At 32.1% G+C, this 12,879-nt stretch carries 12 protein-coding genes; 4 read left to right on the top strand and 8 right to left on the bottom strand.

Annotated features, from left to right (window positions below; translation table 11 throughout):
* Window positions 1-2: 2 nt before the first annotated feature.
* The 3 genes from CO726_RS24360 to CO726_RS24350 form a co-directional block, all read right to left on the bottom strand.
* On the bottom strand, window positions 3-1,013 hold the full coding sequence (locus CO726_RS24360; protein WP_088667689.1) for a C45 family autoproteolytic acyltransferase/hydrolase: 1,011 nt from the start codon (window positions 1,011-1,013) through the stop codon (window positions 3-5).
* A gap of 93 nt (window positions 1,014-1,106) precedes the next feature.
* The gene (locus CO726_RS24355; RefSeq protein ID WP_099685948.1) at window positions 1,107-1,958 is read right to left on the bottom strand and encodes a MerR family transcriptional regulator; all 852 of its coding nucleotides are present in this window, start codon (window positions 1,956-1,958) and stop codon (window positions 1,107-1,109) included.
* A 46-nt stretch (window positions 1,959-2,004) separates the two neighbouring features.
* Window positions 2,005-2,574 carry a recombinase family protein gene (locus CO726_RS24350; protein WP_088667687.1) on the bottom strand — a complete coding sequence of 190 codons (570 nt, stop codon included), beginning with the start codon at window positions 2,572-2,574 and terminating at the stop codon, window positions 2,005-2,007.
* A 622-nt stretch (window positions 2,575-3,196) separates the two neighbouring features.
* Here CO726_RS24350 and CO726_RS24345 point away from each other — a divergent pair.
* Together CO726_RS24345 and CO726_RS24340 are read left to right on the top strand one after the other, a co-directional pair.
* A complete protein-coding gene (locus tag CO726_RS24345) occupies window positions 3,197-5,908 on the top strand; it encodes an S-layer homology domain-containing protein (RefSeq protein ID WP_099685947.1) in 2,712 nt (903 codons plus the stop codon).
* 14 nt (window positions 5,909-5,922) lie between these two features.
* The gene (locus CO726_RS24340) at window positions 5,923-6,468 is read left to right on the top strand and encodes a hypothetical protein (protein ID WP_099685946.1); all 546 of its coding nucleotides are present in this window, start codon (window positions 5,923-5,925) and stop codon (window positions 6,466-6,468) included.
* 719 nt (window positions 6,469-7,187) lie between these two features.
* On the opposite strand, the gene CO726_RS24335 is transcribed toward CO726_RS24340, so the two are convergent.
* Both CO726_RS24335 and CO726_RS24330 read right to left on the bottom strand, forming a co-directional pair.
* Window positions 7,188-7,925 carry a hypothetical protein gene (locus CO726_RS24335; RefSeq protein ID WP_099685945.1) on the bottom strand — a complete coding sequence of 246 codons (738 nt, stop codon included), beginning with the start codon at window positions 7,923-7,925 and terminating at the stop codon, window positions 7,188-7,190.
* 135 nt (window positions 7,926-8,060) lie between these two features.
* Window positions 8,061-8,927 (bottom strand): TIR domain-containing protein, encoded by an 867-nt coding sequence (locus CO726_RS24330; RefSeq protein ID WP_098502024.1) that lies wholly within the window; start codon window positions 8,925-8,927, stop codon window positions 8,061-8,063.
* 545 nt (window positions 8,928-9,472) lie between these two features.
* Between CO726_RS24330 and CO726_RS24325 the strand changes: the two genes are divergently transcribed.
* On the top strand, window positions 9,473-10,387 hold the full coding sequence (locus CO726_RS24325) for an Rpn family recombination-promoting nuclease/putative transposase (protein WP_099685944.1): 915 nt from the start codon (window positions 9,473-9,475) through the stop codon (window positions 10,385-10,387).
* 254 nt (window positions 10,388-10,641) lie between these two features.
* On the opposite strand, the gene CO726_RS24320 is transcribed toward CO726_RS24325, so the two are convergent.
* Complete coding sequence (locus CO726_RS24320; protein ID WP_099685943.1) at window positions 10,642-11,346, bottom strand: hypothetical protein; 705 nt, start codon at window positions 11,344-11,346, stop codon at window positions 10,642-10,644.
* Between the two features lie 118 nt (window positions 11,347-11,464).
* The gene (locus CO726_RS31915; protein ID WP_169513073.1) at window positions 11,465-11,638 is read right to left on the bottom strand and encodes a hypothetical protein; all 174 of its coding nucleotides are present in this window, start codon (window positions 11,636-11,638) and stop codon (window positions 11,465-11,467) included.
* A 229-nt stretch (window positions 11,639-11,867) separates the two neighbouring features.
* On the opposite strand from CO726_RS31915, the gene CO726_RS24315 reads away from it, so the two are divergent.
* Window positions 11,868-12,329: a hypothetical protein gene (locus CO726_RS24315; protein WP_245916739.1), complete on the top strand. Its 462-nt coding sequence runs from the start codon at window positions 11,868-11,870 to the stop codon at window positions 12,327-12,329.
* A gap of 103 nt (window positions 12,330-12,432) precedes the next feature.
* Here CO726_RS24315 and CO726_RS32600 read toward each other — a convergent pair.
* Window positions 12,433-12,879, bottom strand: a 447-nt coding sequence (locus CO726_RS32600; protein ID WP_245916737.1) for a hypothetical protein, incomplete at its 5' end; no start/stop codon positions are given.

Here is a 12,879-nt window from a genome sequence, read left to right as displayed (position 1 = left end):
GATTAATATCGTGGTAATACATAAGGTGTCCCTATTGAAACGACATCTATCAACCGTCTATCCGATATATATTTTGCTCTGTTTGGTTGTCCCTCAGCTCTGTTTATATCTAATGTATTTAAGTTTGCTACAACAGAGAAGAGCGTACCAAAATTATGTTCTTTTAAATTTAAACAAACATGTCCCTTTGTTTCTGACATAATTGATTGCGCAATGGAAAGAGTCATTTTATTGACGTTTTCTTTAAGACGTATATCTAATGTTTCAAAACGTTCTTTTGATTTGCTCCAATTCCAGCTTTCAGATACTGATGTACTTTCATGGTGATTGGTACAATGAATATAATTATTGGTGGGAAGACGCACTTGATAGTCATTAGGGGTAACTTCTACAACAGCCATATTCCCTAATGGATCTGCTAACAAGTAGTTATTAGCTACCGAACTTGGGAATCTTTTTAACACTTCTATTCCTTCTTCCACGGTACAACAGTTTTCTAAAATATATTTAACAGCAAAATAAAAATTCAATCCTGGCTTAATTTCCTCATGAGGAACCGATGTAATTCCTACAAATAAACCATGTTGATTTATACCATCAACTTTTCCAATAAAACAATCTGAATGACCTACATATTTATTTTTGCCTTCAAAACAAACTAATGAGGACTCTGTTATTTTCTTTAAATTTAAGAGCATATCATAATTGCGTCCAACAATCATTTCTCCTCCATTGAATGCTGAAAAGATGCTACATTGACCAGCCAATTCAAATACACCTATACTTAATAGAAATGCACTTACTTCTTCAAAAGAAGAATGGCAGCCATCAGCAAATCCTTGTATTTCCTTAACAATAGAAGGGTCAAATTCAGTAAGAATAGGTTTGCATAACTCCCCAAATTTTAATTTTTTCTCTGTTATTTTTGGAAATCGAAACCCATTTTTATAAAGGATTTCTGCATAATGCTTTCCTGCCTGATAAACATTTCCTTTTAATCTCGGATGATACATAGTAACTCCCTCCGTTTATACTTTTGTATATATATAGAATAAACCCTCCAGTAAGTGGAGAGTTTACCCTGTTTCGATATAAATAACTGTTACTTAACTATAGTTCTTGATAACTGGAATACATATTTTCGTAATAAACTCTGATGGATGTCTGTTTAAATCTGGTCGTATGTCTCTTAAATTAATATTAGAAGGAACAATACCTTTTTCATAAATCTCTATTGCTTTTCCGCTCTGGATTAGATTCTGTTCTAGTATCCAATTTTTCAATATTTCATATCCTACATCCAACTCTGAATAGGGACCTTTAACAGTCAGACATGCGTACATCCCTTTGTCTAAAATCCTACAATTGTCTATTTTATTCGTATCTTTTACTGGAAGAAGAAGTTCTACGTCTGCCTCCTTTTGATTCAAATCTCTATCATGAAAGATAGCCATTAGTTTTCCATTTATCACAAGATTAAAAGCATAAACTCGATCAAATAATTTTTTAACCAACTTATCTATAAATTTTATCTTTATTTTCTCACGAACAGAATAAACTGTTATTCCCTCTCGATTTTCAATATAACAGCTAGATATAACCGGCCCAGGAATTATAGATGCTTTCTTTTCTATTTGTATTTTTAACCGATTCATCTCTTCTATTTGTTTGGAGATTTGTCCTTTTTGATCCTCAAGCTCATATATTTTATGCTCTAATATGCTTTTCCATTGTACTTGATCAGGGTTTTCAATAAATTCCTTAATCGTAGTTAAGGGAAATTGACAGCTTTTTAGAAGCATAATTTTTTTCATAATTTGAATTTTTTCGTAGTCATAATACCGATAGTTTGTTACAGGATCTATGTAAGAAGGTTTTAGTAATCCAATGTCGCTATAGTAGCGTAATGTTTTAACAGGAATATTACATATTTCAGAAAATTTGCCTATAGAGTACATTATATTCTCCCTTTACGATTATAAAATATTTATTATAAATCAGGATCTAAATATCTTGTTCAATTTCCTTTAGTCTACGATAAAACGCAGCCTGACTGATCCCTGTAATTGTACATATCTCTTTTATAGTTTTATCGGTAGTTTGACGTAATTCAATGGCATGGTTCATGCCAGGATGTTTATCTGTGTATTTCTTCACTCTTCCTCTATATACTCCTTTTTGTTTTGCTAGCTTTATTCCCGCATGTTGTTTTTCTTTAATCATTTCACGATCTAATTCACTAAAGGCAGCCATGACAGTTAAGAAGAACTTACCCGTTGGAGTTCTTGTATCAATTCCTAAATTTAAAATTGCAAAGTGAACATCCTTTTCCCGAAATTGTTCTACTAACTGTAACAGTTGAATGGTATTTCTACCTAAACGATCCATTCTAGTTACGACTAAGGTATCCCCAGTAGTTAATTTTGAAAGTAAAGTGTCTAACTCCGGCTTTTGTTTTGTTACTCCACTAATTTTCTCTTTTATGATTTTATCTACTCCATATTTTATAAGTTGTTCAATTTGTGTATCTAAATTTTGATCTTGTGCACTTACACGTGCGTATCCATAGACCATTTTCATCCCTCTTTTTGTACATATTTTTGATAAGTGTTATTGAGAGTCTATGAGACTAATAATATCAAGGAAATGATTTCTTCTCAATAGGGTACACTCTATTGAGAAGGTAATATGTAATTATGCATATTTATATTTTTTTATTTAAATACAAATGAAACCTAATATATAATTAAAAGGTTTTTTACGAATTGATAAGGAGATGCGAGTATGAAGAAAATCATAGGACTTATATTATCATTATTTTAATTATTTTCTACCTATGCACCAATGTTTACAGAGGAAGTCGAAGTTTTAAATCAAATAGGCCGCGTCAAAGAGAAAGGGGATTGGTATTATTATGGATCTCGTCAACATAATGCGAATTTTACACTAAGGGATTTTCAAATTAAAAAACTTGGTTTTACTGTATATTAAGAAGGTTCCATAAACGGGCTACTACATTTAAAAAATGAAACATCTTATGAATTAATTATTGTTTAGACAGAATGACTTAGGTTGTCCTTATACGAAATATCAGTATGAATAGAAATTTAATAATTATATAAAACGCCGTAAATGAAGGATAAAATAAGTGCTGATTTTGCAATTATATTTTTAAAAATTGAATAGGAGATCTATTATGAATACAATTAAGAAATTATTTTTAAGTTCTGTGATATGTATTTTATTATTCAGTACAGTAGGAACAGCGTATGCAGAACAAAATAATCAAGGAAATTTATCATCATTTATTGACGTTCCTAAAACTCACTGGGCATATAAAGAAATGATGTATATGGCTGAGAATAAGATTATAACAGGATACGGAAATGGGTATTTCGGTGCTACGGATCCTATTATTCGCGAACATCTTGCTGCTTTCTTGTATCGATATTTGAAACCGCAAGATAGTACAAATAATCCATTTGTTGATATTGGTGACAGCAATTTTAAAAAGGAAATTTTGGCACTTACTGCACGGGGCATATTTAGCGTAAATGTAGAGAAACAATTTAATCCGAAAAATAATATGACGCGTGCTGAAATGGCTGCAGTGCTTGTCAGAACATTCGATTTAAAACCGCAAGGGAATTTTGACTTTACGGATATGAAAGGTCATTGGGCTAACGAATATGTCAAAATATTAGCTGGAAATAAAATCACAAATGGTACTGGTGATGGCAATTTTAATCCAAATGGACTTGTCACAAGAGAGCAATTTTCTGTGTTCTTATATAGGACAATCATGGCAACATCAGATATAAAAAATAATGATGCGGTTGGCTGGGTTGTAGACGGAGAAAAGAAATACTATTATGACAAACCAGGCGTGAAACATACTGGATTATTGCGTTCAGGAGACGATACATATCTCTTCGATCAAAATGGTAATTTAGCAGTGGGATGGAATACTGTAAACGGGAAGGACTATTACTTTGATAGAACAACTGGTGCTGCCCAGAAAGGCTGGTTTCCGCAGGCAACACATTGGTACTTCGCAAATGATGATGGGGCAATTCAAAAAGGTGATGTAACCTACAAAGGTAAACAATTTCAATTCGATAGAACAGGAAAAATGGTCAAAGGATGGGTGAAAATCAATTCTTTTGATCATAATATATACGGTTCAAGAACAGTTTTAAAAGGATATAATCCTATTCAAGTTGGAGACGATGAAACTCTTGAAGTAGTGGGGGAAGATGGTCCCTTATGGTTTAGAGTAAATTACAACGGGAAGACATACGTTGTAAAAAAACTATTTGTAGTTGTGTTTGACCAATCTTTATCAGATAAAATGGATGAGATTAGTCAAGGTGTAGACGATTTAAAATTTGGTCTAGAATTAATTCAAATACACTCTAAACGATTAGCTGATGCCAATCAGGCGAAAAATGTTGATGCGGCTGTACTCGAATCAAGTGAATTGGCACACAGCATGAATGAATTCCTGACAACATTAAAAGGATCACACATAAAGAGCTTTGTTGAGAACATAAACGCAAAAGAAGCTGATCCAAATGTGCAAGAAAAATATCAGTCTATCCTAACGAATCTGCAAATGATGGAAAATGATTTTAGTAAAATACATAAATTGATGCTATTAAAAGATAGTATTATGGTTTTAGATAAAGCCAATAAGGACTCTGGGGATATTATTAAAAATGTACAGGCTGCCAAGAATCTGTTACCAGAAACTAAAAAACAATTAGCAGAATACAGTGCAGAATACATGGATGTAATTGCAGCGTCACTTAATATGTATAATGGTTTTCCAGTAGAAGTAGGAGAAGCATATATTGAACCGATAGAAAAATTCTTGAATTCCTTACCACAAGAAGAGCTTAAAAAACAAGCTAACGGTTTAAAAGATACTGCTACAGAGATAAAGGATTGGCGTGAAGATTTTAAGGGTAGAATACCTGCATACAAATCAATGGCTAAAGATTTACACACTTTTAATAAAAGTGTAGATAAATTTGCTAAATCAGTTGATACAGCAGCTAAATCATTACATAAGCAAGCATTGATGGCCGAAGATTTAACAAGAAGTGTTTCTACGCATATTAAAGAAGCACAACAAGCTTTCCCAACACTTCACACAGATATTATGTCAGGTATAGACGCGACGAATAATCTTTTAGGTACTGCTAATAAAATTGCAAGTTACAAGATTGATATACCAGCAGCTGCACAAAAAATGGGGAATATGGATGGACTTAAAGACACTTTACGTGATTTTGGTGTGCCACCTGAAAAAATGAAGGAGTATTTAGAAGAAGAAAAACGTTCTGCTCAACAAACTTCATTCATGCTTGATATTACTCCTGGATTTGGAGAACTAAAACAAGGTATCCAGCTCTTTACGGGCGAGGATATGTTTACTCATGAAAAATATGGTCCAAGTGAATTTGTAACAGGAACGCTTGCTGCAGTTACTGGCGGTACAACAAGAATAATTGGCCGTACATTTGGTACACTAGGCGATCTTGAGAAAAATGCACAGAAACTTGGTAATGTAACAAAAAATGTATCTAAAGGTTCTTTCGATGTAGCAGCCTTTGATAAAAAAATCGCAAAAATGAATATAAATGAAAAAGCTGCTGAAATAAAAATAGCCTCAAAAGGCATTGCAAAGCAAAACGGTTGGGAAAAGAACAGTAAATTAAGTAAACTTAATAAAAGAGATGTATATGTTGATTCAAAAACAAAAAATATTTATGCTGTAGATACACAACATGGAAGATTTGAAGTACTTAATAAAAAAGGAAAACACCAGGGGGAAGTAGATTTCAATTTAAACTCAACAAAACCTGCGGACAAATCCGGGGGACATGATTTGATAATGGGGTAAGAAAGGATTCATTTATGAATGAGTTAGTTAAAAAAACAATACAACATTTTTATGTGAATGGTGACGAAAATGAATATTTATCTACGTGTGAAAACAGAATTGAATTACCCAAAGAATTAACTGTATTTGTTAATAATGCATGTATTCAAACAATACCTTTCTATAATGATGATATTTGGCCATCGGAAAAATTTATATTTAAATTTGAACCTTATAGAAAAGATAATTTACAAATAAACTATAGTAGTACGGTATTAATTTCAAAATTGGCACCTGTATTTTACTTACAGCATGAATTTTCAGTTGACTGTCCTGATGATACGTCACTCATGTCTACTTTAGATGGAGAAAGCACACAGGCCTATACGATTCAACAATTGGAATTCGAACAACAAGTCATTCAATCTTTAACATCGAACAATTATACACAATTATCCTATGCGGAAGTAAATGAAGTTGTAATGGACCTTAAATTCCCAGAGGGTGTAACTTTCTTTGGCCCTCAGGTGACTGTAGAATATGCTATGTTTCATGATGTACTTGATCTATGTCCAGAATAATATAGTAGACATATTAATTTCATACTATTGCCCTTACAGGGGGAGTATATTTGGAGCTTAAAGCCAAATATGCATTTTGTGTAAAAAGACAATAAAGTTATTAAATTTTAACATCTAAACCAAGCATAACCCCGTTCTAATTTTAGGACGGGGTTAAAATATATTTGTTTCTGTAGTGCTAAAAAAAAGAATGTACTTTTTTAATAGCCTACATAGCTTAGTCACAGAATTCTTGTTGTAGACCGCAAAGTAGTAAGTGAATAGGTTACTAAAAACTATACTTTTTGACATAATACTTAATTTTCTTATGAATTAAGCTAATTTCCCTTTTTATTTTATGAATTTAGGGATTGGAATTTTTGTTCGTATTTTGTATACTAAACGTGAGTTTTTCTTACAGTAGGTAATCTTTCAGTTTCTATGACACGCAACTAATCTGTTAATTATGTATGGTGTCAAAAAAGCCACAATTCTAACGTTAAGAGATTGTGGCTTTTATTGCATTGCAACATATATATCACTTATTACTAATCTAATGCATTTTCTTTATCATTTACATCTTGGGATTGCTGAGAAAGTTGGGTATATTCACGGAAGGAAAAATGTTTACACCCTATACACTTTGGCGTATTTAGATAACCTAAAGCATAGTCAATAGCTTCTCCTGTTGTATCAATAAATGGTACTTAAAAATTAAAAATACAACATTTTTCGTCTAACTATTTTGGCGATTTAGAGATATCGCATCCCCATTTTTCTATGTCGAGATTAAAATAAGGTGCCACTCTTTCTACAAAGAACCTATTTACACGTTGAAAATCACTACATAATTCTTCATAATTAGAATATTTTTTTTGTAAATCTCCAATTGGCATAGTGTAGTAATCTTCCTCTTCATGCAGTTCCATGTACTTATACCATCTTCTATAATTACTTTGATGTTTTGTTAAAAAATCGTTTAATTCTTTTATTATTTCATTTGATAAATTATAACCTGTAATAGATTCCGTGGTCTTTTTTCTTTTCTTTTTCTTCGTATCATCCAAAATTTTCATTTCATCTCTTAATAATTTATAAGTTTCAAAATAAGATGTTAGGATTTCATCAAAGTTATCATATTGTAAATCTACTCTAAATAGGGTTCTTTTTGTATCTAAAAATGTTCCTATTTGTCGTTTAAATAGATGTTCTGGGTTATCAAAAAGGACATTGAAACCACCTATTGTTAATTTCTCTACACGAAATGCCCACTTTTTTGTACTAAACAAGATAATCATCAATATCAATAATAGAAACGGTAAAAATGCAAACATGATTCCAGATATAAAGGTTATATTTTTCCACAGTGTCGGTATATAAGTCGTTTCAATCGCTTGAAGATCTTTTATAGATAAAAAAAATGTTATCCCTATTAATACCACTAAACTAATAATCACTTTGATGATTTTTTTAATCATCCTGAATACCTCTTTTCTTTATCTAACATAGAAGAGCTGCTTGTTAACATAGCAGATTTTCTATGTTTATCTTCATGTATTACCAAGAATTCCTAATGTAATTTACGGTCTATGACAGCTACCTTGTCACTTATCCTATATAGAATCCATTATTTCTATTTCCTCTTGAAATGGTTGAAGTAAGTTCAACATGGCATTCACAATATCCTCTGTACTATGAATGGCGGTATTTAATGCTAATCTATCTGTAAGTGTAAGATTTCTTTTTTGAATTTCATCTCGTGTAACATTATGCCAAATTGGTAAAATGATAGAGTCTTGTGTGCTAGAATCCTTTTGAAAAATACCGTTAAGTTCATAATTAGTCCAATATTTATCTAAGAAATTTTGAGATAATATGATCATACAAAATCTAGACTTAATCAATCCTTTATCAATACTCTGTCGAATACTTTGCCCCCAGCCTATTTGATCAGCATCATACCACGTTTTAATTCCAGCTTTTTTTAATGCAATTGTCAAAGGTTTAACGAAAGATTCTTTATCTTCAGATGCATGAGATATAAAGACATCATATTCCTTTTCTTCAAATGTAGAGCTATTTATAACTTCTAACTGTTCTTTAATTTGAGCTTTCTGAATAGCAATTGATTCCTTCTGAAGTTTTTCCAACTCTTTTTGGTGATTTTCACGTTGTTTTGTTTGTTCCTTTGCTAAGCTAGTCCGCTTTGTAGATAGGCTCTTCGTTTTATTTGCTATCTGCTTCGATAACTTTGCTTGTTCTTCCTTCGATTTTTGCTCTGCACTCATGGCACTTTGCAGATCTCTTTGAGCGCTTCTTAAAGTTGTTGCATTTTTAGAACTTATTAATTTTTTTTGTGCTTTCGCCGCTTTATCTATAGCCTTTGCTTCCTTAGCACGTTCAGTGGATAACTTTTTATTTAAGCTTGCCACATCACTCTCTAAACGTTTAACTTGACTCATAATAATATTGACAGACACTTTTTTATCTCCTTCTATATAAAATGATGATACCGTGCCAGACAGGCTTGTATACCTAATCTCCTTATTTTCACCATTATACCTCTTGTTTTAAATAAAAACTAAATTATCTTCTACTATACTATATAAAAGTATATTGACTACCGTATGTAGTAATTTTGTTTTATAGATGTCCTCGGTTTTTTAGGAATATAAGAAACTCACTTCTACATAACCAAAAATGGCCGTTTAAGGAACATTATTTATATCTATCAAGACCGACTGAAGTATGTTTAAAATCCAGTCCCAAAACTTATTACCAAAAACAAAGTATCATAACAAACATCAAATACCGTTTATAGAACCTTCTTAACGTACGGAAAAACCAAGCTTTTTAAATGAAAAATTCCTTAGCGTACGAAATTCGCGTTAAGTTGATGGGCGTGTGGCCGTACCCCTATAAGCAGGCTTTTATGTATATTCACAAAAGAGCTTGTTTGCATGCGCATCACTCTTTTATGTACAATAAAAGAAAAACATCTTATGAGATGGGGAGAGGAAAACCCATGTCCAACCAACAATTAGTGAATTTACGCATTGATTTTGCTTTTAAACAATTATTTGGCACAAGTGGAAATGAAGATATACTTATTGCATTTTTAAACGCTATGTTGCAAGGTTCTTTAGAATCTCCTATTGTTTCTTTGCAATTAGAAGACCCACACTTGCACCGAGAACATGAAGAAGATAAATTATCGATTTTAGATATTTCTGCTACATTAGATACAGGTACAAAGGTAAATGTCGAAATACAGTTGAATAACAATCATGACATGATTAAGAGAAGTTTATATTACTGGGGAAGGCTATACACATCCCAACTTCAAAAGGGGATGCCATACAGCTCTCTTCATAAAACAATTACGATCAATTTGTTAAATTTCGTTATGTTTCCTGAATACGAGGCATTCCATACAACCGGAATCCTATGGAATCAGCAACAACAGAAGGTATTAAGTAGTGATATTGAAGTTCACATCGTAGAGATTCCAAAACTCATGCAACAGTGGAGGAATGAACAAGTAAATCCCTGGGAAGATTCATTTGTTCGTTGGTTGTTATTACTACCAGCGAATGAGGACGAACAATTAACCCAAACATTGGAGGATATTGCGATGAACCAAGACCCAATTTTACAAAAAGCGATGAATAAATGGGAACGTATGAGTCAAGATTCTTCTTTCCGACAAGCATATGAAGCAAGGGAGAAAGCGTTGATGGATGAAGCTGCAAAGTTTGCTCATGCTCGTAATGAAGGGAAAAAAGAAGGAATTCAAGAAGGGATTCAAGAAGGGGTTCAGCAAGGGAAAATACAAATGATTAAAGGTATGCATGAACTTGGTGTACCAATTGAAACGATTGCAAAAGCAAGTAAATTAAGCATAGAAGAAGTTGAGCTTATTTTGAAAAGAAATTCATAATAAACAATTAAGATAGTAAAAGAGCCACAATCCCCAATGGCTGGGATTGTGGCTCTTTTTTTACGATGCAAGAAGAAGACACAAGAGAAAAAATCAGTGACAAGATATTACACATAGAAGAGACTTGTCACTGTTACGTTCTCTGTAAGAGTATATCATAAAATGATTTTGATAAGGGATAGCAAAGCGCAAACTTGTTGCATGATTTATAGTGAATAAAGTACAAAAAAACAATTCTTGTAAGGTAGTTTTTCTCACGATTCAATCAAACGAGAGTTCTCTAAATCGTTCCATTCTAAAAGCTTAGTTAGTATGTCTTCCTTTTGTTTTTTTAAATGTTCCATTTTATCTTGGATAATTTTTTCAGTTTGTTTCCATTCTGTGGAGTGCTTTAGAGTATTATCAAATTTAGCCAATTGTGACACGTTCATATAATCTGAATACTTAGAGTTATTCCATATATGCTCTTGTTGTAACTTGAAAATTGGCGCTAATTCGAGAGTATCTACATTTGCTACGTGCTGATTATATTCTGTAAATAGTAGATGTTTAACTAAGGATAAATTTTTATGCTTTGGATTATTAAGACCATTATTGAGTAATCGATATTTTTGTTCTTTTATAAGTGCATAATATTCATCATTTGTTGTATTTTTTACTTTCTCTAAAGAAATGTGGTCTGTAATTTTAATTGATTCATTGTTCATAGACATTCTGTATTCGAAGGTATGGAAATGACAATCGCCATGTATATGAGCTTGGAGAGCATTGATGTTAGAGTTGTGAACTAAATCAATTAATACATTACCTGTTCCGTTCCCTTTTTTTATCGTACGAAAGGCGAAAATGAATCCATAAATATAATCGTTTTGATAATCAATCCCTACAAAATCATATCGGTATCTCGGACTTAAATCTAAAGCCCTGTCATATTCTAGCCCTATTGTTAAATCGTACATAGTAACCTCCTATAAATAATTTTTTACCCTTATTAGAACCATTGTATCAATTAGGAATTGTAATTGACTAATTTTATATAGGGGGCAACCAGCATTCTACGAATTTTGTATGCTAAAGTTATATATGTTTTTTTATCAGTTGAATTTGAAAAATGTCATTATCCGTAATACCAAGCACCCTCATTTTCTCTTTAAAAGAGCGCCAGGGTTCCACTTTTATGGATTTTGTACTTTTATTCCGCAATGTATATTCTCTTATATAATATGATGTTTGTTTTTTATTATTTTTCATTGTAATTCCACCTGTGTATTAATAATAGAACATTTTACCAAAGGGGTGTATATTTTAATTATACAAATACTAGAAATTTGATTAGGAAAGAAGTTGATATTTTATGCCAAATTGTGATTGGGGTAGCCCCTGTGATTGTTCGGACTGTAGAACAAAACGATTTCCTGTAGTATGTACTCATTGCGGTTTTGAAAATATACTTAGAGTAGTGGGAAGCTCTGAATATAAGATGGGTAGAAAAGGACTAGGAGATTATGAATTTACCCATCCAGGAGGAACAAAAGATTTAAGTTGTTATCATTGTTCAACGGTCATACCAGGAGTTCGCTACTATGATGATTATGATGAAGAAGCTTGTAAAAATAGTTTAGAGCTTTATCAAAATAAATTAAATGGTCGTATTTGTAGTGCTTGTAATGCAATAGAAGGTGATCTCAAAGGTATTTCTTTTGTTACATTAAAAAAATTACATAATAAACTTTACTGTCAAAATTGTATAGTGGAAGTTGGTAAAAATCAAATTCCCGATCCTTCAAATGAAAATGAAAAATACAACTTCAATGGAAATACTTTAAAGTGGGAATTAGATAAAGTACGTATCGAATGTCCTTCTTGTCATAAAAAAAGGTGGCTAAATGCCGAAAATCGTTGGAGAAAGCAATGTAAGCCCTGTTATTATGCTAAATCATAAATTAAATTTAAGGGAAGCACCTTACTATGACAAAAGGTGTTTCCCTTTAGTTTGTACCTTATGTTTTATAGACTTGTTTCGCTAATAATTATGTATTTGCTAATCACTTCAAATGAAAAGTAGAGTGTCTATAGTGACAATTATTAAGGATTTTATTAATGAAATCTCCCCTGTTATTATTCTTCTCTTTTTCTTGCTGTTGGAATGAATTAAAACGTTGTGATGCGTCCTCCATTGTATGTAATGAAGGAAATAAGCCTTTCGCTAATCCCATAGGTTGTGACTCCTCTCTTGATTGAAATGAATTAAAATGTTGTGATGCGTCCTCCATTGTATGTAATGAAAGAAATAAGCCTTTCGCTAATCCCATAGGTTGTGACTCCTCTCTTGATTGAAATGAATTAAAATGTTGTGATGCGTCCCCCATTGTATGTAATGAAGGAAATAAGCCTTTCGCTAATCCCATAGGTTGTGACTCCTCTCTTGATTGAAATGAATTAAAACGTTGTGATGCGTCCTCCATTGTATGTAATGAAGGAAATAAGCCTTT

It is taken from the genome of Bacillus fungorum (assembly GCF_002746455.1).
GTDB classification, from domain to species: domain Bacteria; phylum Bacillota; class Bacilli; order Bacillales; family Bacillaceae_G; genus Bacillus_A; species Bacillus_A fungorum.
Note: the sequence above shows the minus strand (reverse complement) of the source record. Positions and strands in the feature narration are given on the sequence as shown.